The 26409-nt window shown below is 63.0% G+C and carries 26 protein-coding genes; 4 read left to right on the forward strand and 22 right to left on the reverse strand.

The features are described from left to right. The first annotated feature begins 2 nt into the window (after positions 1–2). A complete protein-coding gene (locus tag AB4Z43_RS24245; protein ID WP_032929550.1) occupies positions 3–821 on the forward strand; it encodes a CDP-alcohol phosphatidyltransferase family protein in 819 nt (272 codons plus the stop codon). 27 nt (positions 822–848) lie between these two features. Here AB4Z43_RS24245 and AB4Z43_RS24250 read toward each other — a convergent pair whose 3' ends face one another. Then, positions 849–3071 (reverse strand): AMP-binding protein, encoded by a 2223-nt coding sequence (locus AB4Z43_RS24250; protein WP_441939140.1) that lies wholly within the window; start codon positions 3069–3071, stop codon positions 849–851. Positions 3072–3209: 138 nt separating this feature from the next. After that, complete coding sequence (locus AB4Z43_RS24255) at positions 3210–3617, reverse strand: tautomerase family protein (protein ID WP_038645694.1); 408 nt, start codon at positions 3615–3617, stop codon at positions 3210–3212. A gap of 114 nt (positions 3618–3731) precedes the next feature. Between AB4Z43_RS24255 and AB4Z43_RS24260 the strand changes: the two genes are divergently transcribed. After that, a complete protein-coding gene (locus AB4Z43_RS24260; RefSeq protein ID WP_038645696.1) occupies positions 3732–4595 on the forward strand; it encodes a LysR substrate-binding domain-containing protein in 864 nt (287 codons plus the stop codon). Positions 4596–4824: 229 nt separating this feature from the next. Here AB4Z43_RS24260 and AB4Z43_RS24265 read toward each other — a convergent pair whose 3' ends face one another. The 3 genes from AB4Z43_RS24265 to AB4Z43_RS24275 form a co-directional block, all read right to left on the reverse strand. Further along, positions 4825–5721 (reverse strand): DMT family transporter, encoded by an 897-nt coding sequence (locus AB4Z43_RS24265; protein ID WP_038645697.1) that lies wholly within the window; start codon positions 5719–5721, stop codon positions 4825–4827. Positions 5722–5781: 60 nt separating this feature from the next. Further along, a complete protein-coding gene (locus AB4Z43_RS24270) occupies positions 5782–6663 on the reverse strand; it encodes a DMT family transporter (RefSeq protein ID WP_441939143.1) in 882 nt (293 codons plus the stop codon). A gap of 210 nt (positions 6664–6873) precedes the next feature. Beyond that, positions 6874–8745 (reverse strand): WG repeat-containing protein, encoded by a 1872-nt coding sequence (locus tag AB4Z43_RS24275; protein ID WP_081296147.1) that lies wholly within the window; start codon positions 8743–8745, stop codon positions 6874–6876. A gap of 147 nt (positions 8746–8892) precedes the next feature. On the opposite strand from AB4Z43_RS24275, the gene AB4Z43_RS24280 reads away from it, so the two are divergent. After that, the gene (locus AB4Z43_RS24280) at positions 8893–9399 is read left to right on the forward strand and encodes an OsmC family protein (protein ID WP_027046675.1); all 507 of its coding nucleotides are present in this window, start codon (positions 8893–8895) and stop codon (positions 9397–9399) included. Between the two features lie 50 nt (positions 9400–9449). Here the strand turns inward: AB4Z43_RS24280 and AB4Z43_RS24285 are convergent, their stop codons facing one another. From AB4Z43_RS24285 to rpsF, 17 genes are all read right to left on the reverse strand, one after another. After that, positions 9450–9668, reverse strand: coding sequence for a hypothetical protein (locus tag AB4Z43_RS24285; RefSeq protein WP_015318519.1), 219 nt, complete (start codon positions 9666–9668; stop codon positions 9450–9452). A 172-nt stretch (positions 9669–9840) separates the two neighbouring features. Further along, a complete protein-coding gene (locus tag AB4Z43_RS24290; RefSeq protein WP_019857253.1) occupies positions 9841–10482 on the reverse strand; it encodes a hypothetical protein in 642 nt (213 codons plus the stop codon). 118 nt (positions 10483–10600) lie between these two features. Continuing rightward, on the reverse strand, positions 10601–11341 hold the full coding sequence (locus AB4Z43_RS24295; RefSeq protein WP_038645702.1) for an SDR family NAD(P)-dependent oxidoreductase: 741 nt from the start codon (positions 11339–11341) through the stop codon (positions 10601–10603). A gap of 24 nt (positions 11342–11365) precedes the next feature. Continuing rightward, entirely contained in the window at positions 11366–12835 is a 1470-nt protein-coding gene (purF, locus tag AB4Z43_RS24300) for an amidophosphoribosyltransferase (protein ID WP_019857255.1), read from the reverse strand. Positions 12836–12938: 103 nt separating this feature from the next. Then, positions 12939–13607 carry a CvpA family protein gene (locus AB4Z43_RS24305; protein WP_019857256.1) on the reverse strand — a complete coding sequence of 223 codons (669 nt, stop codon included), beginning with the start codon at positions 13605–13607 and terminating at the stop codon, positions 12939–12941. A gap of 47 nt (positions 13608–13654) precedes the next feature. Further along, the gene (gene radA / locus AB4Z43_RS24310; protein ID WP_019857257.1) at positions 13655–15058 is read right to left on the reverse strand and encodes a DNA repair protein RadA; all 1404 of its coding nucleotides are present in this window, start codon (positions 15056–15058) and stop codon (positions 13655–13657) included. Positions 15059–15119: 61 nt separating this feature from the next. Then, positions 15120–15662, reverse strand: a complete 543-nt coding sequence (locus AB4Z43_RS24315; protein ID WP_441939147.1) for a hypothetical protein — start codon at positions 15660–15662, stop codon at positions 15120–15122. A gap of 20 nt (positions 15663–15682) precedes the next feature. Then, positions 15683–17173 carry a replicative DNA helicase gene (locus AB4Z43_RS24320; RefSeq protein WP_019857258.1) on the reverse strand — a complete coding sequence of 497 codons (1491 nt, stop codon included), beginning with the start codon at positions 17171–17173 and terminating at the stop codon, positions 15683–15685. Positions 17174–17372: 199 nt separating this feature from the next. After that, entirely contained in the window at positions 17373–18626 is a 1254-nt protein-coding gene (locus tag AB4Z43_RS24325) for an RNA polymerase sigma factor (RefSeq protein WP_038645706.1), read from the reverse strand. Continuing rightward, positions 18623–18988, reverse strand: a complete 366-nt coding sequence (locus tag AB4Z43_RS24330) for a YciI family protein (protein WP_027046676.1) — start codon at positions 18986–18988, stop codon at positions 18623–18625. The genes AB4Z43_RS24325 and AB4Z43_RS24330 overlap by 4 nt, the downstream gene beginning before the upstream one ends. 28 nt (positions 18989–19016) lie before the next feature. Beyond that, a complete protein-coding gene (locus AB4Z43_RS24335) occupies positions 19017–19730 on the reverse strand; it encodes a DUF1428 domain-containing protein (protein WP_441939150.1) in 714 nt (237 codons plus the stop codon). Between the two features lie 142 nt (positions 19731–19872). Continuing rightward, on the reverse strand, positions 19873–20844 hold the full coding sequence (locus AB4Z43_RS24340; RefSeq protein WP_019857262.1) for a small ribosomal subunit Rsm22 family protein: 972 nt from the start codon (positions 20842–20844) through the stop codon (positions 19873–19875). A 1-nt stretch (position 20845) separates the two neighbouring features. Further along, the gene (locus AB4Z43_RS24345; protein WP_019857263.1) at positions 20846–21169 is read right to left on the reverse strand and encodes a YnfA family protein; all 324 of its coding nucleotides are present in this window, start codon (positions 21167–21169) and stop codon (positions 20846–20848) included. A gap of 80 nt (positions 21170–21249) precedes the next feature. Then, on the reverse strand, positions 21250–22542 hold the full coding sequence (locus AB4Z43_RS24350; RefSeq protein WP_038645716.1) for an SAM-dependent methyltransferase: 1293 nt from the start codon (positions 22540–22542) through the stop codon (positions 21250–21252). Positions 22543–22717: 175 nt separating this feature from the next. Then, positions 22718–23302 carry a 50S ribosomal protein L9 gene (gene rplI, locus AB4Z43_RS24355; RefSeq protein WP_010915167.1) on the reverse strand — a complete coding sequence of 195 codons (585 nt, stop codon included), beginning with the start codon at positions 23300–23302 and terminating at the stop codon, positions 22718–22720. A 217-nt stretch (positions 23303–23519) separates the two neighbouring features. Further along, positions 23520–23768 carry a 30S ribosomal protein S18 gene (gene rpsR, locus AB4Z43_RS24360; protein ID WP_006203718.1) on the reverse strand — a complete coding sequence of 83 codons (249 nt, stop codon included), beginning with the start codon at positions 23766–23768 and terminating at the stop codon, positions 23520–23522. After that, positions 23768–24268 (reverse strand): 30S ribosomal protein S6, encoded by a 501-nt coding sequence (gene rpsF / locus AB4Z43_RS24365; RefSeq protein WP_010915168.1) that lies wholly within the window; start codon positions 24266–24268, stop codon positions 23768–23770. Before rpsF ends, rpsR begins: the two co-directional genes overlap by 1 nt. Before the next feature lie 464 nt (positions 24269–24732). Here rpsF and AB4Z43_RS24370 point away from each other — a divergent pair, with 464 nt between their 5' ends. Continuing rightward, a complete protein-coding gene (locus AB4Z43_RS24370; RefSeq protein ID WP_038645721.1) occupies positions 24733–26379 on the forward strand; it encodes a pilus assembly protein in 1647 nt (548 codons plus the stop codon). Positions 26380–26409: the final 30 nt, after the last annotated feature.

The following is a 26409-nucleotide window of genomic DNA, read 5'->3' on the forward strand; positions in this document are numbered from 1 at the left end:
CCTTGGGCGCGCCGTTCAAGAAGTTCGAGGCCCATGCCAGCGGCGGTCCGCGCATCCGCGAGATCCCGATGCGCATGGTGCTGCCCAATCTGGTCACCGTTCTGGCCATCTGCGCCGGCCTGTCCGGCATCCGCTTTGCCTTCGAGGACCGCTTCGAGACGGCGGTTGTGATGGTGCTGCTGGCCGCCTTTCTCGATGGCATCGACGGCCGCCTGGCGCGGATGCTGAAGGCGACCTCCAAATTCGGCGCGCAGATGGATTCGCTCGCCGACATCGTCAATTTCGGAGTCGCGCCGGCCTTGGTGCTTTATGCCTTTCTGCTCGACCGCGCCGGCTCGCCCGGGTGGATCGCCGCCCTTCTGTTCGCCATCGCCTGCGGGCTCAGGCTCGCCCGCTTCAACGTGCTCGACGACGAGAAGGCCGAGCGTCCGCTGTGGCAGTCGGAATATTTCGTCGGCGTGCCGGCGCCGGCGGGCGCGGTGCTGGTGATGCTCCCGCTCTATCTGTTTTTCCTGAGGCTCGGGCTGGAGCCAAGCCGGCCGGCCGCCTTCGTCGCCACCGGCTTCACCATCCTTGTCGCCTTCCTGCTGGTCAGCCGGCTGCCGGTCTATTCCGGCAAGAGCATCAAGATCCCTGGCGACAGGGTGCTGCCGGTCATTCTGGCCGTCGTGCTCTACATCCTCTTGCTGATGACCTATCCCTGGTACACGCTGACCGCATCGGTCGCGGGTTATCTGATCTTCCTGCCGTTTTCCGTGCGCGCCTATTCCAAGCGCGCCAAGCTCGAAGGCGAGAAGGTGCCGCCTTCGGACATAGGTTAGAAGGTTCGCCGAAGTCCTTGATCTGACTCAGGCCGCAATGCCCCGCCCCAGCCTGTCGATCGCCAGCTTTCTGGTCGAGACATAATCGGTCTTGCCGGAGCCCAGCACCGGGATTTCCTCCACCTTGACGATGTCGTTGGGCACCATGAGTTCGGCGGCCCCGGCTTTCTTGCCGAACTGGCGCAGCTCTTCGGGATTGGCATCGTCGGCGGTGGTGACCAGCACGATGCGCTCGCCGCGCCTCTTGTCGGGCACCGCCACCGCCGCATGGCGTTCTTCCGGCCACAGCGACTGCACCAGCATCTCGACCGCGCCCAGTGACACCATCTCGCCGGCGATCTTGGCGAAGCGCTTGGCGCGGCCGCGAATGGTGATGAAGCCTTCGCGGTCGACGGCGACGATGTCGCCGGTGTCATGCCAGCCGCTCAGCGGCTGTAGCTCGCCGGGGCGGTCCGAGGTCATGTAGCCCATCATCAGATTGGGTCCGTCGAGCCACAACTGGCCGGCATCCGAGATGCCCTCGACCGGCTCCAGCTTCATGCGCATGGCCGGCAACAGACGGCCGACTGTACCATCGCGGCCGTGGATGGCGGTGTTGACCGCGACCACGGGTGCCGCCTCGGTCAGCCCGAAACCTTCGATGATCTCGGCCTGGAAGCGCTCGCGATAGACGCGGCGGGTTTCCGGCTTCACCGCCTCGGCGCCGGCGACGACGAAGCGCAGGCTGGAGAAGTCGCCATCCTTGGCGGTGCGCGCATAGTTGGCGAGGAAGGTGTCGGTGCCGAACATGATCGTTGGCTTCACCTTGCGGGCGATCTCGGGGATGATCTTGTAGTGGAGCGGCGAGGGGTAGAGGAACAGTTTTACGCCGGTGACCAGCGGCAGGATGGTGCCGCCCGTCAGGCCGAAGGAATGGAACACCGGCAGCACGTTGAGCAGAATATCGGCCGGCGAGATGGTGATGCGCGCCTCGGCCTGCATGGCATTGGCGAGAAGGTTCTTCTGCGACAGGACAACCGCCTTCGGCGTACCTTCCGAGCCCGAGGTGAACAGGATGACGCCCGGCTTGGCCGCATCCTGCCTCTGCAGCGGCAAGCGCCACAGCAAGGCGGCGGCAAGCTTGTCCAGCGCGGTGACGCTGGCCCGAACATCTTCCAGCCACAGCAGCCTGGCGCCGCCCTTCTCGACCGCAGCGACGATATCGGCAAGATCGGCCTTCTCGACGAAGGCGCGCGAGGAGATGACGGTGCGGATGACGGCCGTGCGCACGGCGGCGGTGACGCTCGCCGGCCCGGCGGTGTAGTTGATCATCGCCGCCACCCGGCCCGCCGAGAGAAGACCGACGAATGACAGCACGACGCCATTGGCGTTGGGCAGCATTATTCCCACCGCCTCGCCTGGCGCCGTCACCGCCTCGAAGCGCCTGCCCAGCACGCGGGCGCCGATGAACATCTTGCGGTAGCTCAGCGCGCCCGAGATGACGTCCTCGATGATCGGATGCGAGGCGCCGACCCTGGCCGCGGCATCGCGCATGGCCAGGAACAGGCCGCGGTCGAGGTCGTTGCCGAAAAGCCGGGCCTCTGCGACGCGGTCGAACAGCGCATTGGTGTTCGAGGCCTGGTCCGGATTGCGCGCCACCAGTTCGGCGATGGTCATCGGCTCCAGCACGCTCATCGCGAGCTGCGGAAACCAGTGCCGCGGGGCCTTGGCCGCCGGAGTCAGGGAAACCGGCAGGCTCCGTGCACCGGCGACAAAGATCGGCACGATGCGGGCGTCGGCCTGCATGGCAATGCGAGTGACGGCGCGAAACAGCCGAAACGTCTTGACGTCAGGCTCGACCGCATCCGGCAGATAGACGGCGAGCCGGCCCTTGCCCTTCAGCACACGCACCAGCCGGCGGCTGACGAAAAGATGTTCGGCATTGAAGGCGATCGTGCGGCCAACCTCACGCCAGGGTTCTAGCCACGGCGAGCGCGCCGAGACCTCGTCCAGAATGTGCAGCGTGTCATCCGGCAGCAGCGACAGCATCAACGCCGGTTCGAAGCGCGACTGGTGCGAGATGACGTAGATGACAGGAGCCTGCGCCTTGCGCGCGATCCTGATGCGGTTGTCGCTGATCCGGTAGGCGAGCTTGAAAGGCACGTAGAGCATCGCCTGGCTGAAACGCAGGCCGAGGCGGAATTTTTCCACCACGCCGATCAGCAGCCAGGCCAGAACGAGACCCGCAAGCAGCGCCAGTGTCAGGATCATGCCGCTTCTCTCCCAACGATCTTTGTCATCGCGGCTCTTACGCGGCCGCGTCGGCGCAGAGCCTAGCGCAAGTGGGCGCTAGGTCAATGTGGGAAGAGACGGTGTTCCTTCTCCCTCCGGAGGGAGAAGGAACGACCCCTACGCCGCCTTCAACCGCCCGCTGATGAAGCGGAACTCCTGCGTCTTGCCGCCATAGCCATAGGCGGCTGCCGGCACTTCATGCACGAAGGCATAGCTTTCCTCGTGCACGCCGCCCAGCAGGCGACCGAAGGCATCGAAGAGAGCCTTGAGATAGGCTTCCAGCTCGAGTTTGGTGTTGGTGCCGTCGACCACCTTGATATCCAGCCAGAACGTGTTGGTGCCATGCTCGGCCAAGGATTTGCCGCCGGCGAACCAGTGCTGCGGATCGATATAGGATACGGCAACGGCGGTGATCGTCGGATCCTTGCGCAATTGCGTGGCGGTGATCTCGGTTATTTCCCTGGCGATACTGGCGGACAAAGCGGCATCTGGCTTGCCGGTGACGCTGACATTGATGATGGGCATTTTTCATCTCCTTGGTTTCTGGCGGCATCTGACCGCCGTTGGAGAGATTATGTCACTGTCATTTAGTCAAAAAAATCGAATTGTTTTGAAATAAAGATTCGATATTATCGAACTATGGAAGCGCTCGATCCGGATCTGCTCAAAACCTTCCTCGCTTTTGTCGACAGCGGTTCGCTGGCGCGGGCGGCCATCAGCGTTGGCCGTTCGCCTTCGGCCGTGACCGCCCAGATGCAGCGGCTGGAGGAGATCGTCGGCGAGCCGCTTCTGGCGCCGCAAGGCAGGGGGCGCGGCCTGACGCCGGCCGGCGAGGACCTCGTCGGCCACGCCAGGCGCATTCTTGCCGCGCACCGTGAGGCGTGGCTGGCGCTGAAGGGCGCGCGGGCTGCAGGGCGTGTCGCCATCGGCACGACACAGGATTTCGCCGACAGCGGCCTGCCGGAGCTTTTGCGTGCCTTCGCCACCAGCCATCCGCGCGTCAGGATCGAATTGCGGGTTGGCCGCTCCGCCGAACTGGCGCAGGCACTGCAGGCCGGCAGCCTCGATCTGGCGATTGTCATGCGCCAGGCGGCCGCGCCGGACGAGGTCGGCGTCCTGCGTGAGCCGATGATGTGGCTGTGTTCAGGGAAAGGGCTGGCCTCGCGGCAGGAAGAATTGCCACTGGCGCTGCTCGATCCCTATTGCGGGTTCCGCGAGGCCGCACTGGCGGCGCTCGATGCTGCCGGCCGCCGCTACCGCATCGCCGCCGGCAGCGCCAGCCTGGCCGGACTGCGCACCGCGGTGAATGCCGGCGTTGCGCTGACCTTGCGAACCCCGCGCTTTGCCCATTTCGGCATTGTCGAAGCGCCGCGCGAGTTGGGCCTGCCGCCGGTTCCGATGGCCGAATTCGCGATCCGGCTGCGTGCCGGTGCCGATGCTTCCGCGGGCGATCTGGCGGCGCTGCTCAGCGGCAACCTGGCCCTGTCCCAGCCGCCCGGCTGATTTGGCGCCAGCCTATCGCAAGAAACCCCGACCTGCGGTCGGGCTCCTTGGCAAAGAAAAAGCCGACCTTGCGGTCGGGCCTATTTAGAAAGAAAAAGCCGACCTTGCGGTCGGCTTGGGAGTAGGACGGGCCGAGGGGTTTGGGGGGACTCGGGGGGTGGCCCGTCACACCAATAATGTCTGAGTCCGATGATGGTTCCGTGACCGCGTCACTTTATTAAGAAATATTTCACGCTGCCTGCTTCGAGCGGGCTGCCAGCCAGTCGCGGCCGGCATGGGCGAGCACCGCGCAGAGCACAATGGCGCCGCCGACCATGCTGGCGACAGGCGGTATCTCGGCCAGGAAAAGGAAGGCAAACAGGATCGCGAACGGCACTTCCGCCGAGCCGAGCAGGCCGGATTCAGGCGCCGGAATAAGCCGCGCCCCTTCCGTCCACAGGATCGACGACAATGCGAAGGACGCGCCGAAGGTGACGAGCAGAACGGCATCCCTTGCCGACACCGCCAGGGGATCGGTGATGAACCAGCCGAGAATGAACAGCAGGAAGGCTGAAACCGCGCCGGCCCACACCACCGGCGTGTCGCGGAAGGCGCGCACCATGATCATGTAGAGCGCGCTGCCGGCCGTCATCAGCAGCGCCAGCCCGTCGCCGAACAGATGGCCGGTGCCGAAGCCCGACCAGACCATGATGCCTACGCCGCACAGCGACACGGCCGCCGCGAGCATCGTCTGCAGGCGGAAAGGCTCGCGCACCAGCACCCAGGCCAGCAGGGCGGCAATGAAGGGCGACGTGGCGTAGATGACCGCGACATTGGCGACGTAGGTGAATTTGAACGCCGAGATGAAGGCGATGCTCGCCAGCGCGCCTTCCACCGCCAGCAGCCAGCCCCGCCAGCCAAGCCGCAGCGTGCCGCGGTTGCCCGAGCGATGGCGGCGCCACAGCACATAGAGGCTGATCAGGATCGAGCCGACAAAGCCGCGCCAACAGGTGATGGTCAGCGGATCGGCATGGATCGACTTGGTCAAGACACCGGTCAGGCCGAACACCGCCGCCGATGACGACACCAATATGATGCCAAGCGTGCGTTCGGTGGTTTCGGTTGTGGCGGCTGCGACGTCAGTCATGCCGGCAACCTACCCCGTCCGGTGCTGACATCGTAGGGTCAGCAGTGAGCGCCATCCGCATCACAGCCGCTTGCGGAAATGCTCGCCGCCGACAATCAGCAGCCCGGCGGCGATGATCAGGGCGGCACCCAGGAACACTTCGCGGCGCGGCACGTCGCCCCAGATCGCGAAGCCGAGCGCGAACGCCCACAACAGCGAGCTGTATTCGAGAGGCGCGAGGATCGATGTCGGCGTACGCTTCATGCCTTCGAAGAGGAGGTATTGCGCCAGGCCGCCAAGCGCGCCGACGCTGGCAAGAAGCAGCAACTGGGCCAGACCAGGCGTATGCCACAGCGCCGGCACCGCCGAAAACAGCAGGAAATAGAAGTTATTGAGGAGAAGCTGGATCATCGAGCGTTCGGCAAGCGCTGTCTTGCGCAGGAGCACGATGGCAATGGCCCACAAGAGGGCGGCCGCAAGCACCAGCAGCACCGGCACGGACAGGCCGAGATGGGTCGGGTCGCAAGCGACGAAGACGCCGGCAAAACCGATCAAAACCGCCAGCCAGCGCAACATCGGCACCTTTTCGCCGAGCAGGAACACCGAAAACACGGTGACGATGATCGGCGCTGCGTAGTAGACGGTGGTCAGCTCGGCGAGCTGCAGGCTGCGCGCGGCGTTATAGTAACAGAGCCAGGCGGCAAGGGTGAAGGCGCTGCGCACCAGCATGGGCCGCACGATCGGCGAGCGCACCGTGTCGGCAAACAGCTGCCGCCCGCCAATTGCCGCGCAGGCGCCAAGAATGGTGATGCTGCGGTAGAACATGATCTGCCAGACCGTCATTCCCGTGACCAGCAGCTTGATCGAGGCGTCCTGCGTCGAAAACAAGAGATAGGCGGCACCGGTCAGCAGGATGCCAGCGAGAACCCTTTCGCGTGTTTCGAGAATGGCGACATCGGCCATAGGCGCGGACCAAAGGTGCGGGAAGCGACAGGGATGGCTTGAGGACTCTGCGAAATCATGCCTCGGCTCCCAGCTATACGGGTGAAAGCCGACACCGCGCTACGCCAGCCCTGAGCTTGCATTGGCGCAGGGGCCACCGCGACCGTCCTTATGAGTGCGAGCCGGCCTGACGCATCCGCCATGGTCTTGCAGCAGCGGCTGACAAGTCACTTAGAACCCTGAGCCAACAATCTTGGGCGGTGCCTTGCGAACCCCGCGGCCATAGTCGAGAAGCGCGCGCTCCCAAAGCACGCTGCTCTCGTATCGATCATCGGAAAATTTCTCAAAACTGGCGTCAAAGATGATTCTGCCGTTGAAATTTGGGCTGCATTCAGCCGGATTGCGGATGACGCCTTGGGTATCGATCTGGCACCACATCCGACGCATGTCGTCAGCGACCCAGGCAAGACCGTTCGCGTAGCACCGCAGCGCCCGATATTTTGGCGGAACGAAAACGGTCCCGTCGGCTGCGGCAAGTCCCCACAATGTTTGGCCGGTGGTGTCGGTGCTGAAGAAGTGACCGCCATCCTCGCCGCAGGCAAGTACCGCTGCTCGATCCTTCTTGCGGGTCGGTTCGGGTACCTGCTGTCCCTGAGCATTGACCCATGACTTCCGACCATCGACGTCAATTACGAAAACGCCATCATCATCGGGCCGGAGATTGTCAAACTGCGGAGCTGCCGAGTATCTGCCCTTGGCATCGATCACGCCCCACTTTCCACCTTCCTCGACAGCGGCATATCCGTCCTGAAAATTGTAGACGTTGTCAAAGCTTGGCTTCGACATCAGCAAATGGCCGCCTGTGTCGACAAATCCCCACTGGCCGTTGAGGGTAACCGGGGTTGGCCGGTCGCAGTCCAGCTTGAGAAAAGCCTGCTCAAACAGATAGGATTCGGTGGGCTTGCCATTCGCATCGACGAAGCGAAACTTGCCTGACCGTTTTTCCACCTTGATGCCGGAAGGGCATTGGGAAAGGATTTCTCCGTCTTCCGGGTTCGCGACAATCTGGCCGCGCCGGTCGAGCCCAACCCATTGATCGCCGATGCGAACTATACTGACATCGCCTTTCTCAGCCAATCTGGCGTCGTCGAAATAACGGCTGCCAAGGAGTTGGCCGCTTATGTCGACGATTCCCTTTTTGTCATCGTTTCGAACCAGCTTGAGGCCATTTCGCCAATAGAAGGTGCCATCGAACTTGATCGGCACGACGAGATCTCCTTTGGAGTCTACCGCGCCGCATACCTTCCGCTTCGACGGATCGGACGGGGTCGGCTTTATATTGCACACGGTGGCGAACCCATCGGTGAGTGGGGACACGTCCTCATATCGGGGAGTGATTTGCCAGGTTCCATCCGATCGCAGGAGCCCGAACTCGCCCAAATTGTTGTCTTCGGTGCTGGCCCAAAGCAACAGATGGTCCGGGTCGTCGAAGTATCGAAGTCTGTAGATTTCCGAACTCAGGGATCGGGTCCGAACGTGCCAGAGGCGATATTGCGGCGAGGGGTTTTTGACAAAGTCGAGCTGCAAAGTCCGTTTAGCGTCCCTCAGGCTTTCGCAGCCATTGAAACCAGCCGCCTGCCAGGCACCTTCGCTGACAAGAACCGTATCTTCTCCGAACGGCATCGCGCGCGCATAGTTGGGTTCGACGACGAAGTTGCCCGAGCGATCTATGACGCCCGCCTTGCCATCAAGCACGACCTCGGCAAGGCCTTTTGTGAAGCCCGCAACCACGTCGAATTTGGCGGGAACCACGAGCTTGCCCGCACGGTCGATGAAGCCAAACTTTCCGTTGATTCTGACGCCGGCGAATCCGTCGGAAAAAGGCAGTGCGACTTCGAACCGCCATGGGATGACCTGATTTTTTGACTGGTCAACGTAGCCGCACAGGTTGAAACTGCCACCACAGGCGACCGTCAAGCCATTTGGCTCTGCCGGCTTTCCTGCAAACTGGCCGGGTGAACAGGACATGAGGACGAATGAGGCCGCTTGGTCGGTCGGGGCAAAGACCACCAGGGCGCCAAACCCCATCGCCAGCGCGTGCATCAGACATTTCCCAACCAATGCCGAGCTCCCTCAAACCGACCGAACGCGACAACCATAGCTTCGGGTTGTGGCAGAAATCCTATTCTGCAGATCTGCCGGAACTGTCTCGATCACGACGCTAAGCAAACAGACGAAAGAGGCAACGAAATGGACGCCACCGAACTTAAGGCGATGCAGGCGCCGCTGAAGCAGGCCTATCGCGAGGATGCCTCGCAGGCGCTGATCACGCTGAGAGCGAAGGGCTCTATCGACGACCAGTCGGTGGCCTGCAAGGTGGAGACGGGCAGGGCGATCGCTGTCGCTGGTCTGCATCCGGCAACCGGCGGCTCAGGCCTCGAGCTCTGCTCCGGCGACATGCTCTTGGAAGCACTCGTGGCTTGCGCCGGGGTGACGTTGAAGGCAGTGGCGACGGCGCTCGAGTTCAAGCTCGGCGCCGCAACGGTGGAAGCCGAAGGCGATCTCGATTTTCGCGGCACCCTTGGTGTCGCCAAGGATGCACCGGTCGGTTTTCGTGCCATCCGGCTCAATTTCGCTCTCGGCACGGATGAACCGCAGGAGCGCATTGATTCACTGCTGAAGCTGACCGAACGCTATTGCGTGGTGTTCCAGACCATCAGCCAGAAGCCGGAATTGACGGTGAGTGCCCGGCACTGAAAACAACAAGGCCCGCAGCCAACGGCTGCGGGCCTTGTTGCGACGGATGCTTACTGCGCGGCCGGTTCCTCGGCATCGCCCTCATCGGTGAAGGGCGAGGCGCTCGGCACGCACTGCACGGACCAGCCAGCGGGGGTCGGCTGCTTCTGATATTCGGTGATGGCTGCGGTGCACTGTTCGCGCTTGTCGAAGGTGCTGGGCAGCACCACCATGCCGCCCTGTGGACCGGCGATTACCAGATACCAGACCAATGCTGCGGTCGTAGCCATGGGAGTTTCCTTGTTCTGCCCAGTTTGGGCTCTCGCTGTTGTGGGAGTCGCTACGATCCTAACAACTCCGGGGAAATGACGAAAGCATGACCGCCGCGCAGCTTTTCCCCCTCAGATCACAGCCGCGTGATGATGTGGCGGGTCTCTGAGTAGGGTTTGCGACCTACGCTGCTCAGTTGGTTGCAAAGCAGTAAAACAACCCGTCGCCACCGGTGCCCTTCAGGGCTTCCTGGCTGCAGCCGCCGCGTGAGGCATGCGAGGAATTCCACGATTTTGCCGCCGCCGAATCGTCGAGCCCGGTGCGGTCATGATGACCCATCATTGCCGCCCCTTCGGCGCCGCTCATCGTCCAGTCGCCGCAGGTCTGGTCGGCAATCCTGGTGCCGTCGGGTTTCGACCCTGTCAGCATGTCATGCCGGTTCGGTGTGTCGCCGCGGCCATTCACTACTTCGCCCTTTTCATTCAGCGCCGTCTGCTTGGTGATGCCGTTGGCGTCGCCGTGCAGCGAGGCGACATCGTCGGCGATTTTCTCACCCTTGGCGTTGAACCAAGGGCCTTTGCCGATGCGGTCGCGGGCATCCTCGGCGCTTGTTGAGAGATAGGCATGCCAGCTCTTGCCGGTGACGCCGGCTGCTTCGGCCAGCGAAGCGCAATGCGCGTCGGCTCCCTTCAGGCCGCCGAGATCGGCGCCCTTGCCGGAGCCGACACTGGTGACGAAGAAACTCATCTTGGCATCTTGCGAGACGGCCACACCTGATGTCGCGCCGAGAGCGGCTGCAAAGGCGGTGGCGGCAACGAAGAGAAGTCTGCGCATATCGATCCTCCTGTTTCGAATGTCCTACGTTCGAAGAACGTAGCCGGAGGCTCTTTTAATCCCTGGCATAGGCTACCCAAATGCGGTTCCGGGAGCCGTCAAAAACCAGGGCGCGAATTTATTCGGGCTGCCTGTAGGCGACGAAGCGATTGTGCTTGGCCTGGAAGATCAACCCGGTCTCTTTCAGCTCCGGGCTGGCCAACGGCACGATACGCTTGGCGATCTCGGAAGGGTGCGGCAGCGTCTCCGGATCCTCGCCTGGCACGGCCTGGGCCCGCATGGCGGTGCGGGTGGCGCCTGGGTCGGCGGCATTGACGCGCAGCGGCAGGCTTTGCGTCTCATGCGCCCAGGAGCGCATCATGGTCTCGACCGCCGCCTTCGAAGCCGCGTAAGGTGCCCAGAAAGCGCGTGCCGAATGCGCCGCGTTGGACGACAGGATGATGGCCCGGCCGGCATCCGAAAGCCTGAGCAGCGGGTCGACCGAGCGGATCAGCCGCCAGGTCGAGGTGACGTTGATGGTCATCACCTTTTCGAAGGTCTTGGCCTCGACATGGCCGATCGGCGAGATGACGCCGAGCACACCGGCATTGGCAACGAGGATGTCGAGCTTGCCCCAGCGTTCATGGATGGCGCCGCCCAGCCGGTCGATGCCGGCCATGTCGACGAGATCGAGCGGCACCAGCGTCGCCTGGCCGCCGGCCGCCTTGATCTGGTCGTCGAGTTCCTCCAGCCCGCCGACCGTGCGCGCGACCGCGATGACATGAGCCCCGGCGGCGGCTAATTCCTTGGCGATGAAATAGCCGATGCCGCGCGAGGCGCCGGTGACGACCGCGACGCGGCCGGTAAGGTCGAGGGTCATGCGAGAATTTCCGTAAGGTCTGGCCTACGCCCCACTGTTCGCCAGCAGCGACAGCGTGCGCACATTGTCGTGGCCTTCGAAGTCGAGCAGGCGGGTCGGATACTGGCCGGTGAAGCAGGCGTCGCAGAACTGCGGTTGCTCATCGTTGCGGCTGGCCTCGCCGACCGCGCGGTAGAGGCCGTTGATGGAGAGGAAGCCCAGCGAATCGACACGGATGAATTCGGCCATCTCTTCCACCGACATGCGCGAAGCCAGGAGCTTCGATTTCTCCGGCGTGTCGACGCCGTAGAAGCAGGAGGCGCTGGTCGGCGGCGAAGCAATGCGCATATGCACTTCCCGGGCGCCGGCATCGCGCACCATCTGCACGATCTTCTGGCTGGTGGTGCCGCGCACGATCGAATCGTCGACCAGCACGACACGCTTGCCCTCGATCATACGGCGGTTGGCGTTGTGCTTCAGCTTGACGCCCATGTGGCGGATCGAATCGCCGGGCTGGATGAAGGTACGGCCGACATAGTGGTTGCGGATGATGCCGAGCTCGAAGGGAATGCCGGCCGCCTGGCTGAAGCCGATCGCAGCGGGCGTGCCCGAATCCGGCACCGGCACGACGATGTCGGCCTCGACGGGGTTTTCCTGTGCCAGCTCTGCGCCGATGCGCTTGCGCACCTCGTAGACGTTGCGGCCCTCGACCGAAGAATCCGGCCGGGCGAAATAAACATATTCGAAGATGCAGAAGCGCGTTTTCTGCGGCTCGAACGGGAACAGGCTTTCAATGCCCTTGGAGGTGACGACGACCATCTCGCCGGGCTTCAGGTCGCGCACGAAACGCGCACCGATGATATCGAGCGCGCAGGTCTCGGAAGCGAGGATCCAGGCACCGTCGAGGTCGCCCAGCACCAGCGGGCGGATGCCGAGCGGATCGCGGCAGCCGATCATCTTCTTGGCCGTCATCGCCACCAGCGAGAAGGCACCTTCAACCTGCCGCACGGCGTCGATGAAGCGCGAGTTGAGGTCGCGTTCCTTGCTGGTCGCAACCAGATGCAGAAGCGTCTCGGTGTCGGAGGTCGAGGAGAAGATCGCGCCCTGCTTCTGCAGCGCGCGCTGCACCGTCATGGCGTTGGTCAAATTACCATTGTGGGCGACGGCGAAGCCGCCATCGGCCAACTCGGCGAAGAAGGGCTGGATGTTGCGCATGCCGGCGCCGCCTGTCGTGGCGTAGCGCGTATGGCCGATGGCGCGGTTGCCTTGCAGGCTGTCAATGACGCGCTGCTTGGTGAAAGTGTCGCCGATCAGGCCGACATGGCGTTCGACATGGAACTGGCTGCCGTCATAGGAAACGATGCCTGCCGCTTCCTGGCCCCGATGCTGCAGCGCATGCAGGCCGAGTGTGACGATTGCCGCTGCGTCCTGCCGGCCGAAAATGCCGAAGACACCGCATTCGTCGTGGAAATGGTCGTCGGCCTCGGCGGAAAGCACGTCGTCTGCGTCTGCCATCTTAAGCTCCGCTAAAATCGCCATATAATGCGGGTTCGCGTCGAAAGCAACGCGCGCCGTAAAGTCGTTCACACCATCGTCTGCTCGGGCGCCCTTTCGGGTGTCAGTTTGCCGGTGCTGCTGGTGCGGCCGGTGCTGGCTTGGCTGTGTTGTCCGCGGGGCCAGCGTCATTGTCGTCCGGGGCCGGCGCATTTGCATCGTCACCTGTTGCCGGCACATCCGCCGCTGGCGCATCCGGGGCGGCCGGAGTCTCGCCACCCGCTTTCGGGCTGAGCTTCTTGAGGATTGCGTTTTCGGTGTCGGCGGGCAGCAGGTTCTCGATCTTGGCGCCGATCGATTCCAGCAATGGCCGTGATTTGGCGTCGGTCACCCAGGCCGGGGCCTTGGCGCCGGCCAGCCAGTTGAAGAACAAAAGCGCCACCGCGACGACCAGGATGCCGCGCGCGGCGCCATAGAGGAAACCGAGCGTGCGGTCGAGTGCGCCGATGCGCGAATCGATGATCCAGTCGGCCAGCTTCATGGTGATGACGGAGACGACAATCAGCGCGACGACGAAGACGACGCCGGCGGAGGCCGCCATGGCGATCTTCTCATTCTCGATGTAGGGCTTCAGATAGGGCAGGACGGGCTTGTAGAAGAAGAAAGCCGCCGCCGCCGCTGCCGCCCATGAGACGACCGACAGGACCTCGCGCGAAAAGCCGCGAACCATGGCGAGCATCGCCGAGACCAGGGTGAAGCCGACCAGGATTCCGTCAAGCAGCGTAATCGGCATGTCTTTCGCCCCACTCCGATCTCTTTTTCACGGCTCGGCGAGCCGCGTCATTCTTCGTCGTCCACGCGGCTTCGACGTGAGCCGGCTATGCGTGCCACGAGGTCGGCAAGCTCGGTGGGCTGGAAAGCACCGGCCCCGATCCCTCCGGCAAGTTCCTCGCTGCCCAAGGGCAGAACCGCGCTACCAAAACCCAGCTTTTCGGCTTCCTTGAGGCGCTGCTGCGCATGCGCGACCGGCCTCACAGCACCCGACAGGCTGATTTCGCCGAAATAGACGCAATCGGCGGGAAGGGCAAGACCAGTGAGCGAGGAAACCAGTGCGGCGGCGACCGCGAGATCGGCCGCCGGCTCGCTGATGCGATAGCCGCCGGCGACGTTGAGATAGACGTCGTGCTGGCCGAAGCGAACGCCGCAATGCGCCTCCAGCACCGCCAGCACCATCGACAGTCGAGCGCCGTCCCAGCCGACCACTGCCCGGCGCGGCGTGCCGAGCGAGGATTGCGCTACCAGCGCCTGGATCTCGACCAGAACCGGCCTCGTGCCTTCCATACCGGCGAAAACGGCGGCACCCGGAGACTTGGCATGCCGCTCGCCGAGAAACAGCTCCGACGGGTTGGAGACTTCGCGCAAACCCTTGTCCGACATTTCGAAGACGCCGATTTCGTCGGTCGGTCCGAAGCGGTTCTTCACCGTGCGCAGGATGCGGTAATGGTGGCCGCCTTCGCCCTCGAAATAGAGCACGCCGTCGACCATGTGCTCGACCACGCGCGGGCCGGCGATCTGGCCTTCCTTGGTGACATGGCCGACCAGCACGATCGCGGCACCCGTGGATTTCGCATAGCGGATCATCGCCTGGGCGGAGGCGCGCACCTGGGTGACCGTACCCGGCGCCGAATCGGCAAGGTCGGTCCACAGCGTCTGGATGGAATCGAGAATGACCAGATCCGGCCGCTTGCCGTCGGCGATCGTGGCAAGAATGTCCTCGACATTGGTCTCCGCCGCCAGCTCGACCGGTGTGTCGGCGACGCCGAGCCGCTGCGCCCTCAGCCTGATCTGCGCGACGGCTTCTTCGCCCGAGACATAGACGATGCGGTGGCCTCGCGACGCCAGCGCGGCGGCAGCCTGGGTGAGCAGCGTCGACTTGCCGATGCCGGGATCGCCGCCGACCAGAAGTGCGGAGCCGCGCACGAAGCCGCCGCCGGTGGCGCGGTCGAGCTCGCCGATGCCCGAGATGATGCGCGGCGCGTCCTCGATGTCGCCCGAAAGCGTGGTCAGCACCACCGCTCGGCCCTTGCGGGCGTTGCGCGTATTGGCAGGCCCCGAGCCGATGCCACCGGAGGTGCCTTCCTCGACCAGCGTGTTCCATTCGCCGCAGGCATCGCATTTGCCGGCCCAGCGCTGATGCACCGATCCGCAATTCTGGCAGATGAACTGGACGCGCGATTTGGCCATCAGTTTATCGATTCCAAAAGATATTTCTGGCGATCCCAATAGATCGGCAACGCCTCTTCGATCATATCGAAATGGATGCGGCGCTGACCGTTGCTTTGGGCCCAATTGTCATATGCCGACCAACACGCATAGGTGAATAATTGACGGCGAAGTTGTTCTCTCGTCTGACTTCCTCGTGGAGCGTCTCAAGTAATTTCATAAGTGCGGTCGAAAGGCGGCGTTCCTTGAGCCGTTGCATCAGAAGGAATGAACATCCGATCGCAGACACGGACGTATCGTGCCGGGATTCTTGCAGCGAAAGAGCCAAAAAGCTCAGAAGATCATCGATGTCGGCGGCCCTTCCAAGCTTCCATATTCGATAGAGACCAGTCACTGCCGCGCTTCTTGTGTAGTCGTCGACATTTTTGGCAAGGAATTTCCGCACCAATTCGATGTTCTCGGACGTCGGTTCGCTCGAATAGCAAAACACCAGCAAACCGGCGTGCGATTTCGGGCTAGAAATTGACTGGGCAGATTTCAAATAATTAGCCAGTTGAGTGCGTTCGTCCTCGGAGATTTCGTACGCTTCAAACTTCATTCTCTGATAAATATCGCTAAAGTCCAATCGGTTGCTCCGCGACCAAGCTATTCAAACCTCTCCGCAATATGATGCTCTTCCGCCAGATCGGAGAAGCGGGTGAATTCGCCGTGGAAGGCGAGCGTTACCGAGCCTGTCGGGCCGTGGCGCTGCTTGGCGACGATCACCTCGGCCTTGCCGCGCATCTCGTTCATCTCGTTTTCCCACTTGACGTATTCCTCGGTGCCAAGCTTCGGCTCGCGGTTCTTGAGGTAATACTCCTCGCGATAGACGAACATCACGACATCGGCGTCCTGCTCGATCGAGCCGGATTCACGCAAGTCGGAGAGCTGTGGACGTTTGTCCTCACGGCTTTCGACCTGACGCGACAGCTGCGACAGGGCGATGATCGGCACGGCGAGTTCCTTGGCCAGCGCCTTCAGGCCCGTGGTGATCTCGGTGATTTCCTGCACGCGGTTCTGCGAGGCCCTGGCGGATGAACCCTGCATCAGCTGGATATAGTCGATGACGATCAGGTCGAGGCCGCGCTGCCGCTTCAGGCGACGCGCGCGGGCGGACAGCTGGGCAATGGAAATACCACCGGTCTGGTCGATGAAAAGCGGGATCTTCTGCATGGTCTGCGAACAGGCGACCAGCTTTTCGAAATCCATTTCGCTGATTTCGCCGCGGCGGATTTTCGACGACGAGATTTCCGTCTGCTCGGAAATGATACGGGTCGCCAGCTGCTCCGACGACATTTCGAGCGAGAAGAAGCCAACCACGCCGCCATTGGCCGCCTTGAACGATCCGTCGGCCTGCTGCGCCGGCACATAGGCCTCGGCGATGTTGAAGGCGATGTTGGTGGCGAGCGACGTCTTGCCCATGCCCGGGCGTCCGGCGAGCACGATCAAATCGGACGATTGCAGGCCGCCCATGCGGCGGTCGAGATCGCGCATGCCGGTGGCAAGACCCGACAGATGGCCGTCGCGCATATAGGCCGCGTTGGCCATGTCGACGGCCGTCTTGACCGCGTCGGTGAAGCTCTCGAAGCCGCCATCGTAGCGGCCGGTTTCGGCCAGTTCGAACAGGCGGCGCTCGGCGTCCTCGATCTGCTCGGAGGGCGACATGTCGACCGGCGCGTCATAGGCGATGTTGACCATGTCCTCGCCGACCGTGATCAGCGCGCGGCGCGTCGCCAAATCATAGATGGCGCGGCCGTAGTCGGTGGCGTTGACGACGGTGACGGCTTCGACCGCCAGGCGCACGATATATTGCGCCACCGTCATGTCGCCGACCTTTTCGTCGGCCGGCAGGAAGGTCTTCAGGGTGATCGGCGTCGCCACCTTGCCCATGCGGATGAGCTCGGCGGCGATCTCGAAGATCCTGCGATGCAGGGGTTCGTAGAAGTGGCCTGGCTTCAGGAAGTCGGAGACGCGGTAGAAGGCATCGTTGTTGACGAGGATCGCGCCGAGCAGCGCCTGCTCGGCCTCGATATTGTTCGGTGCCTCGCGATAGAGCGGTTGCTCCGCCACGCCGAATTTCCGCGCTGCCTCTGCCATGACATCCCCGATTTCAATCCCACCTTGCCGTAGCAGACCACGTTAAGGGCGGGTGAAGATTCGTCGTCCTCTCCTGCTTGTTCACAGCACAAAAAAATCGGTGGAAAGAATCCCGATTGACTCGAATCAGGCGGCCGACCGTAGCGAATCTGCATCAGGAACAAAACAGGAAAATACACTGCAACAAGGTCGGACGAGTCTAGTCGCGCAGGGTGCGATGTTCGGCGAGTTGATCGAGACGAGTCTCTAGGAAACGTCGTTCTGCCGGCTGGCGGGTCAGGTCCAGCGCCCGCTGGTAGGAGGCGCGTGCAGCTTCGGCTAGGCCTAACCTGCGCAACATATCGGCCCGCGCCGCGTGTGCCAGATGGTAGCCATCGAGGCTGCCTTGTGCCATCACGTCTTCGATCGCCGTTAGACCGGCTTGTGGCCCGTCGCGCATGCCAAGGGCGGCGGCACGGTTCAGCGTCACCACCGGGGAGGCGGCGACGCGCCCCAGCACATCATAAAGTGCAACGATCTGGGTCCAGTCGGTGTCCGCCGTCCTCGCCGCTTCCGCGTGGATGGAGGCAATGGCCGCCTGGAGGATGTAGGGTCCAACCTGTCGCGAAGCGAGCGCCCGCCCAATGAGGCCGTTGGCTTCGCCGATCAGCCCGCGGTCCCATAGCGACCGGTCCTGATCTTCGAGCAGGACGAGGTCGCCATTCGCACCGACCCGCGTCGCACGCCTTGCCTCATGCAGCAACATCAACGCCAGCAGCCCATGTGCTTCGGGCTGGTCGAGCAAATCCACCACCAGCCGGCCGAGGCGGATCGCCTCGGCGCACAGATCGGCCCGCGTCAGGCTTGGTCCCTGGGTTGCCGCGTAACCCTCGTTGAAGATCAGGTAGATCACCTGCAACGCACTTTCGAGGCGCGCCGGCAACTGGTTGCGGTCGGGGACTTCGTAGGGGATGGCCTCGTCGCGGATCCTTGCCTTGGCCCGAACGATACGCTGGGCGACGGTCGGCGCCGGCGTCAGATAAGCACGGGCGATCTCTTCGGTGGTCAAGCCGCCCACCTCGCGCAGGGTCAAGGCAATGCGTGCGTCCGGCGCCAGCGCCGGATGGCAGCAGACGAAGATAAGCCGCAGTTCATCGTCCGCTATGTCTTCAGGCGTGATCGGTTCCGCTGTCTGTTCGCTCAAGGCCAACAGTTCCGGCAAAGTGCCGGCCAGCCGCGCTTCCCGGCGCCAGCGATCGATGGTTCTGAAGCGGCCGGCTGAGACCAGCCAGGAATAGGGATTGGCCGGCAGGCCTTGGCGCGGCCATTGCTCGGCGGCGGCGGCAAAGGCCTCATGTAGGGCCTCCTCCGCCGCGTCGAACCCGCCGAGCAGGCGGATCAAGGTCGCCAGCACGCGCCGCGCCTCGGTGCGATACACCGTCTCCAGGCAGGCATGCGTGCCGGCGACGCTCACAGCACCGGCCGGGGCTGGCTGAAGTCGACGACCGGACGGACTTCAATGTGGCCGATCGTGGCCAAAGGATGTCCGCTTGCCACTCGCACGGCCTCGTTGAGGTCGCGGGCCTCGATGACGATGATCCCGCCCAGCATTTCCTTGGTCTCCATGAACGGGCCGTCGACCGCCGACATCTTGCCGTCGCGGACCTGCAAGGTCATCGCTTCTTCTGGCAGCACCAGGGCCTCGGCGGCGACGAAATGGCCGCTGGCCTTGAGCACCTCGTCGTATCCAGCGCACTCGGCAAGCGCCGCATTGGCCTGCGGACTTCCGCCGAAGAGTGTCTGAGGATGGTAGTAGATGAGACAGGCATAGCGCATGATGGTTTCCTGGTCTTAATTTGCGATGTCAGGCGTCGAGGATCGGCGCGAAGCCGCCATGGACCCTTCGATGGTTGTCGTAGGGCATGATGTCGGCATACATGCGCGGATCGGCAATCACCTTCTTCCAGCCTTCGTCACGAACCTGCTTCGACGGCCATTCCACCCAGGAATAGACGATGGCTTCCCCGTCCGTCGCCTTCACCGCTGTCCTGTAGTCGGTGACCTCGCCGTCGGAGATGTCGTCGCCCCAGGCTTCGACGATGCGGGTGGCGCCGAATTCCCTGATCACGGCGGCATGCTTTGACGCCACGGCAAGGTAAGCGGCCTTGTTGGCGATGGGAACTGGCACCAGAGAGCCATCAACATACCCGGGCTTGCCGGAAGCGCCCTCGTCGATGATCGATGCGAAGCCGCCTATCATCATGCGCTGGCCGTCGAAGGGCATCGTTGCGACGATCTTCGCCAGACGCGGATCGCTCATCATCGTGTGGTAGGCGGCGTCCGCCGCTGCCTTGTCGGGATATTCGTGCCACGAAAAGATGACGACCTCGTCCGGCGTTGCCTTCACGGCGCGCCTGAAGTCGGTGGTCTTGCCGCCGCGCACGTCGTCACCCCAGGCTTCAACCATCCGGGTCGTGCCGAATTCCTTCAGCACCGATGCCGCGTCGGTGACATGCCTGCGATAGGCTTCCTTGCTGGCGGCGGGCACGGCGGCGACAAATCCTGCGATATAGTTCACTGTCTTTCTCCTGTTGGCTGATGCTGCTTGACGCTTTGGCTTCCCGGAAGCTCCGAGAACGCCAATGGTCGAACGGCCCAGCCCGGATTCGACATGGCTGCGAAATTTTTCTTGGGCGGCGCTGTCTGAGTGCCGTGGCGCTCTATTCGGACACCAGTCTGTCGCCCCAGTCGAGCCGCCGGGCCAGCTTGAAGTCGGCGCCGTCACGCTTGGTGAACAGTTGCTCCGTGGCCGTGCCGTCTTCCTGGCAAAGCTTGAGCAGAACCTTGCCCGAACCGGATTTCGGCGGTGCGATGACCCGCGCGGCGTGCGAGGCGGCCGGCTGGCGCGACGCGGCGACAAAGATGAATTTCTCATCTTCCCACGGAACATCGGCGTCCTTGGCCAGCCGGTGCAGGCGCGAGCGGGCGACGCGACGGGAAAAGTGGCACCAGTCGGGTGGGGTAAGCGGGCAGGGCGCCTCGTGCGGACAAGGCGCCAGCAGATGCGCCCCGGCGGCGATCAACTGCGCGCGCACCGCCAGGATGCGCTGCCAGCCCGCCGGCGTGCCCGGTTCGACGATCAGCAGCGTGTCTGTCGTCAGCTGCCACAGCCGGTCGACCATTTTGGGCAACGATGCCGGCACGATCTCGTCCAGCACATAGGCGCAAGTGACGAGGTCCGCCGGCCGAAGATCGGCAAGGTCTATCGTGACGTCGCCGGCACGCCAGATGGTTCGGGTTGTGATGGCATCGGCGGCAAGCATCTCGCCGACCTTGCGCACCGCGGCACTCGCTTCCAACAGCACAGCCTGTTCGAGATCGGGCCAGAGATCGTTGGTGGCCCAAAGCACCGTACCAGGACCGGCGCCGACATCGAGCAGGGTTTTCGGCTCGAAGTCCGGCCGGGTCGCGTTCAGTGCGTCGAGACTGGCGCGGACCGCGGCATAGGTCGCCGGCAGCCGCGTCGCCAGATAGGCTTTGACCGCCATGTCCTGCGCCATGTGCAGGCGGCCGTCGCGCAGTTCAGCGCGGTAGCGGTCCGACAGGGTTTTCGCCGCTTGCTTCAGCTCAGGCAGCGGGATTTTTTCCAGGATGCGATCGACGGCTTGTCGAAGAGGGGCCGGCAGTTCCACGCTATGCTCCTCGCGGTGCGAGCACGATGAGCGACGCGCCGGCTATGCACAGTGCGGCGCCAGCAAGATCCCAGCGGTCGGGCCGCACGCCTTCCACCAGCCACAGCCAAGCCAGCGAGGCGGCGATGTAGATGCCGCCATAAGCGGCATAGGCGCGGCCCGCCGCATTGGTGTCGACCAGCGCCAGAAGCCAGGCGAACAAAAGCAGCGAGACAAAGCCTGGAGCCAGCCACAAGGGCGATCTTTCCAGCCGCCACCAGGCCCATACCGAAAAACAGCCGGCGATCTCGGCGAGCGCCGCGGCGGCATAGAGGATATAAGTCATGAAAAAGGCCTCGCGACGATCACGAGGCCTTTTTCAGGGCATGGGCCGGGAATGGCAAGCGCCAATGGCGAACGGCGTGTCTACTCCGCCACCTTGCGGCGGCGGGCGGGCTTGACTGGCTTCTCGACGGGAGCCGCCTCGCGGCGGCCCAAGTCACGCATCTCCAAGGCCTTTTCGCACTTGGCCATGTAGTCGCGGGTCATCGGCAGCGTGTCGTTCTTCTTGGCGATCTGGAACTGGAAGATGACCAGGTCCTGCCAGCGGAAGGCGGCTTCCGAAGCGGCCAGATAGAATTCCCACATGCGGCAGAAGCGTTCGTCGTAGATTGCCTTGGCCTTGTCGCGGTTGGCGGCGAAGCGCTGGCCCCAGTGCTTCAGCGTGTCGGCATAGTGCAGCCGCAAAATCTCCACGTCGGTAACCACGAGGCCGGACTTCTCGATCGCCGGCAGCACTTCCGACATGGCGGGTATGTAGCCGCCCGGGAAAATATACTTGCGGATGAAGGCGCTGGTTGCCCACGGCACGCCGGAGCGGCCGATCGTGTGCAGCAGCATGACGCCATCGGGCTTCAGCAGCGTCGACGCCTTGTCGAAGAAGGTGCGGAAGTGGTTGACGCCGACATGTTCGAACATGCCRACCGAMACGATSCGGTCGAAGCGTTCGTTGAGTTCGCGATAATCCTTCAGCTCGAAATGGACGTGGCTTTCCAGGCCTTGCGCATGCGCCCGATCGGTGGCCACGCCATGCTGTTCGGTCGACAGCGTCACGCCCTGGACGTCGACGTCGAACGCCTTGGCCAGATAGAGGCCGAGCCCGCCCCAGCCGGAGCCGATGTCGAGCACGGTCTGGCCGGCCTTCAGCCTGAGCTTGGCGGCGATATGGCGCTTCTTGGCGGCCTGCGCTTCGTCCAGCGTCATATCTGGCTGTTCGAAATAGGCGCAGGAATACTGCATGTCCTCGTCGAGGAAGAGCCGGTAGAGATCGCCCGACAGATCGTAGTGACGCTGCACGTTGCGGCGCGAGCGCGAGGCAGTGTTGATCTGCTGCAGGCGGCGGAAGGCGTGGCGCAGGCCTTCGATGGCCTTCGACCAGGTCGCGTCGATGCCGCCGCTGCCCATGTTCTGGAAGGCGATGCGCATCAGTCCGAGCACGCCGCCTTCGAGAATGTCGAGCTCGCCGTCCATGTAGGATTCAGGCACCGCCAGCATCGGATCGAAGGTGATGGCGCGTTCGGCATGCCGGGTCTTGATGTGCATGTGCACCGGCTCGCCGGTGCCGTCGCCGAAGATGACTGTCAAGCCTTTTGGCCCGGTTACCTTGAGATTGCCCGTGCGCACCAGGCGGTCGAGAACGCGCTTCAGCAGAATGTTCATAACCAAATGTCCCCTCACGGTCAGACTGGCTGCCTTAATTCTGCAACAATATATGGGGGTTCGGAAAGTTCCTTTTGGCACAAAAATGCCCGGGCGAGAGGCCCGGGCATTGGTCCAGAACGGCTGGATTAAGACAAAGTGATCGGAGCGCTGCTCCCTCGCTTGCCGTACGCGATCAGGCGTTGTCTTCGCCGCCGTCGAATTCGGCATTCGGATCGAAGAAGTTTTCCGGCCGCGCATTGTCGTTGATGTCGTCGCCATAGATGGCTTCGGCGGTGGTCAGCGTCTCGCCCTTGGCCTGGCGCTCGGCTTCGTCGGCCGTGCGGGCGATGTTGAGCGTGACGGTGACTTCGACTTCCGGATGCAGCGCGATCGCCACATTGGTGAGACCGATGGTCTTGATCGGCTGGTTGAGCAGGATCTGGTTGCGGTTGACCGAAAAACCTTCCGCCGTCAGCAGCTCGGCGATGTCGCGCGTCGACACCGAACCGTAGAGCTGGCCGGTTTCACCGGCGGAGCGCACGGCGATGAAGCTCTTGCCGTCGAGCTTTTCGGCGACCTGGCTGGCTTCCGACTTGCGCTCGAGATTGCGGGCCTCGAGCTGGGCGCGCTGGCCCTCGAACTTCTTCTTGTTGGCTTCGTTGGCGCGCAGCGCCTTGCCTTGCGGCAGCAGGAAATTACGGGCAAAGCCGTCCTTGACCTTGACGGTATCGCCCATCTGGCCGAGGCGGGAAACGCGTTCGAGAAGAATGACTTCCATGGTTTTGTTCCTTTTGGTTGGCGTCCGTCCATGAAGGCAGGCGCCGAATTCTCTGGGAACAGGTCAGGAAGCTTGAGCGCCTTGAGCGCCGGTGTCGCTGTCCTGCCTGTCGCGGCAGTTAGAGGCCTTGACCTCAACTCGGGATTTGATGGCTGAACCGGTCATGCCCGTCATGGCCGGTGAGAGGAACGGGCGGCGAACCGCCCGTTCGGGAGAATTAGCGGACCACGTAGGGCAGCAGGCCGAGGAAACGGGCGCGCTTGATCGCCTTGGCGAGTTCACGCTGCTTCTTCTGGCTGACGGCGGTGATGCGCGACGGCACGATCTTGCCGCGCTCGGAAATGTAGCGCTGCAGCAGACGCACGTCCTTGTAGTCGATCTTGGGCGCGTTGGCGCCGGAGAACGGGCAGGTCTTGCGGCGACGATGGAACGGGCGCCGGGTCGGGATCTGGTTGATGTCGACCATTATTCTGCACCCCCTTCAAAGCCTTCGCGCGGACGGCGCGGACCACGATCGCCACCGGCGTCGCCGAACGAACGCGGCGGACGATCGCCACGGTCGCCGCGATCACGGTCGCCGAACGAACGCGGGCCACGATCGCCACGGTCGCGGTCGCCGAAGCTGCCGCGCTCGGAGCGCTCTTCGCGCTTCTGCATCATGGCCGACGGACCTTCCTCATGCGCCTCGACCTTGATGGTCAGGAAACGCAGGACGTCCTCGGACAGACCCATCTGGCGCTCCATTTCGTTGAGCGCTGCCGGCGGGCAATTGAGGTCCATGAGCGTGTAGTAGGCCTTCCGGTTCTTGTTGACCCGGTAGGTGAGGGACTTCAATCCCCAGTTCTCGACCCGGCCGACGGACCCGCCATTCGCGGAGATGACGCCCTTGTACTGTTCGACAAGCGCATCGACCTGCTGCTGCGAGAGGTCCTGCCGGGCAAGAAACACATGTTCGTAAAGAGCCATTATGTCTTCGTGCCTTTCTTCGTTTCTCTCCCGGTTCCCGGCGGCAAAAGCCTCTGCAACTTCTCTGACCCGCTTGTCCCGGTTAAAGGGGCAGGGAAGAAAGGAGCATGACGAGACGGTCGAGAGCGGAGACACGGGAGGCGGAAGCCCTTCTGGCTTCACACGAAGGCTTTGATAAAACCTCCGGCCCTCCGTTCAGCCCCCAGCTGGGACCGGCAGATTGGCGGCGTCTATACAGCAATCCACTGATAAGGCAAGGGCAGGCGGCGATCCCGATGTCGCAGGGCGCCGGAAAATCAGGCGGCAGCGCCGGAATGGCCTGGTGATTTCCGGCAACCGGCCCTTAACCACAATGTCAGGTTGTGCAGGTTGCGCCCTCGCCGTCAACGGTCGATTCATCATGGAAGGCGCAAAAACCCGGGCGATCCGCGCAGATCAAGCGGTAAGCATTTTCGGGGGTAAGGATGCTTCTCAACAGGTTCTGGCGCTCGAAGAGCGGCAATTTCGCGCTGCTGATGGGGCTCGGGCTGCCGGCCATCCTGTCGGCCGTGGCCTTCGCGGTCGACGTGTCCACCGTCATGCGGGCCAAGAGCAACCTGCAGAACGCGCTCGACGCCGCAAATCTTGCCTCCTCGCATCTCGGCGACCTCGACATTAGCCGCACCGATGCCTTCGATCGCTATTTTCAGGCCAACATCGCCGGGCATGGCGAACTCGCCAACGCGCAGGCGACGCTGACCGTCGACAGGGGCGTCAACTTCATCAAGACCAAGGCGGTTGCGTCGGCCGACGTCAATTTGAACTTCGGTTTCCTGTTCGGCCGGAACAGACACATCGCCGTCGATGCCTCGGCGGTCGAATCGAACAATCAGCTCGAAGTCGTGCTGGTGCTGGACAATACCGGCTCGATGGCCGGTGCCCGCATGACGGCGTTGAGGACAGCAACGAAGTCCCTGCTGGACACACTCGAGGCGACAAAATCGCCGACGCGCCAGATTCGCGCCTCCCTGGTTCCGTTCGTCACGGCCGTCAACGTCAATGGCGATGAATTCGACCCGTCCTGGATCGACATGGACGGCAAGTCTTCCACCAACGGCGTCAATTTCCCCGTCATCGACGGCAAGCGTCCCAATCATATGGCGCTTTTCAAGCAGCTCAAGGACACCGGATGGACCGCGGCCGGATGGAACGGCACCGGATGGAAGGGCTGTGTCGAGGCGCGCCCGGGCGCTTATAACATTTCCGATACCCCACCCGACCCGGACAAGCCCGACACGCTGTTCGTTCCGTATTTTGCGCCGGACGATCCGGAAGGTGCCCAAAAGCCATCTAGCTCCTATGGCAATGCGGCCAAATACTACAACAATTCCTATCTCGACGACGTCAGCGACAACACCAAGGTCGCCAAGCTGAAAGGCAACCGTCTCGGTATCGATCTCAGCAGTCTGGCCGACCCTGTGCCACCGGCCGACAAGGGTGCCAAGGAAAAGGTGGCCAAATACGTTGCGCCGACCAAGGAGCTCATCACCGAGACGGGTTCCGCCATCACCGTCGGCCCGAACCGCGCTTGCCCGACACCCATCGTCCCCCTGACCGACGATTTCGACAAGCTGCGCAAGGCAGCTAGCGAGATGACCGAGTGGAACGGTTCGGGAACCAATGTCTCCGAAGGCCTGTCGTGGGGCATGCGGGTGCTGTCGCCCGCCGCGCCCTACACCGATGGAGCGCCGTGGAAGACAAGCGGCATCAGCAAGATCGTGCTGTTGCTCACCGACGGCGAGAACGTCGTCTATGGCGCCAGCGAACAGCCGACGAAGTCCGACTACACATCCTATGGTTATCTGGCGGGTGGCCGTTTCGGATCGGACGACCAGGCCGCCGCGGCGCGCAATGTCGACGGCTGGACCAAAAGCGTCTGCACGCAATTGAAGAACGAGGGCGTGCAAATCTACACCATGGTGCTGCAATCCGACACTGCCGCCAACCGCGCGCTTTACAGTGCGTGCGCCTCGGACCCGAGCGGCTACTATGCCGTCAACGATCCGGCCAAGCTGCCGGACGTTTTCCAGCAGATCGCCAACAAGTTCTCAAGGCTGCAACTGACGAATTGAGTGTTTGCCCCGCCAGGTCCAGGCTGAACC

Origin of the sequence: Mesorhizobium sp. 2RAF45 (assembly GCF_052115225.1) — a bacterium.
Lineage (GTDB): Bacteria > Pseudomonadota > Alphaproteobacteria > Rhizobiales > Rhizobiaceae > Mesorhizobium > Mesorhizobium jarvisii.

Bases quoted from the DNA above. Each gene is read 5' to 3' on its own strand.
- AB4Z43_RS24345 (WP_019857263.1), bottom strand. From the start codon at position 21,169: ATGACTTATATCCTCTATGCCGCCGCGGCGCTCGCCGAGATCGCCGGC.
- AB4Z43_RS24320 (WP_019857258.1), bottom strand. From the start codon at position 17,173: ATGGCAGAGGCAGCGCGGAAATTCGGCGTGGCGGAGCAACCGCTCTAT.
- AB4Z43_RS24370 (WP_038645721.1), top strand. From the start codon at position 24,733: ATGCTTCTCAACAGGTTCTGGCGCTCGAAGAGCGGCAATTTCGCGCTG.
- AB4Z43_RS24285 (WP_015318519.1), bottom strand. From the start codon at position 9,668: ATGGCTACGACCGCAGCATTGGTCTGGTATCTGGTAATCGCCGGTCCA.
- AB4Z43_RS24260 (WP_038645696.1), top strand. From the start codon at position 3,732: ATGGAAGCGCTCGATCCGGATCTGCTCAAAACCTTCCTCGCTTTTGTC.
- rpsR (WP_006203718.1), bottom strand. From the start codon at position 23,768: ATGGTCGACATCAACCAGATCCCGACCCGGCGCCCGTTCCATCGTCGC.
- AB4Z43_RS24330 (WP_027046676.1), bottom strand. From the start codon at position 18,988: ATGCGCTATGCCTGTCTCATCTACTACCATCCTCAGACACTCTTCGGC.
- AB4Z43_RS24280 (WP_027046675.1), top strand. From the start codon at position 8,893: ATGGACGCCACCGAACTTAAGGCGATGCAGGCGCCGCTGAAGCAGGCC.
- AB4Z43_RS24270 (WP_441939143.1), bottom strand. From the start codon at position 6,663: ATGGCCGATGTCGCCATTCTCGAAACACGCGAAAGGGTTCTCGCTGGC.
- AB4Z43_RS24305 (WP_019857256.1), bottom strand. From the start codon at position 13,607: ATGCCGATTACGCTGCTTGACGGAATCCTGGTCGGCTTCACCCTGGTC.
- AB4Z43_RS24265 (WP_038645697.1), bottom strand. From the start codon at position 5,721: ATGACTGACGTCGCAGCCGCCACAACCGAAACCACCGAACGCACGCTT.
- AB4Z43_RS24250 (WP_441939140.1), bottom strand. From the start codon at position 3,071: ATGATCCTGACACTGGCGCTGCTTGCGGGTCTCGTTCTGGCCTGGCTG.
- rplI (WP_010915167.1), bottom strand. From the start codon at position 23,302: ATGGAAGTCATTCTTCTCGAACGCGTTTCCCGCCTCGGCCAGATGGGC.
- radA (WP_019857257.1), bottom strand. From the start codon at position 15,058: ATGGCCAAATCGCGCGTCCAGTTCATCTGCCAGAATTGCGGATCGGTG.
- AB4Z43_RS24275 (WP_081296147.1), bottom strand. From the start codon at position 8,745: ATGCACGCGCTGGCGATGGGGTTTGGCGCCCTGGTGGTCTTTGCCCCG.
- rpsF (WP_010915168.1), bottom strand. From the start codon at position 24,268: ATGGCTCTTTACGAACATGTGTTTCTTGCCCGGCAGGACCTCTCGCAG.
- AB4Z43_RS24255 (WP_038645694.1), bottom strand. From the start codon at position 3,617: ATGCCCATCATCAATGTCAGCGTCACCGGCAAGCCAGATGCCGCTTTG.
- purF (WP_019857255.1), bottom strand. From the start codon at position 12,835: ATGGCAGACGCAGACGACGTGCTTTCCGCCGAGGCCGACGACCATTTC.
- AB4Z43_RS24295 (WP_038645702.1), bottom strand. From the start codon at position 11,341: ATGACCCTCGACCTTACCGGCCGCGTCGCGGTCGTCACCGGCGCCTCG.
- AB4Z43_RS24290 (WP_019857253.1), bottom strand. From the start codon at position 10,482: ATGCGCAGACTTCTCTTCGTTGCCGCCACCGCCTTTGCAGCCGCTCTC.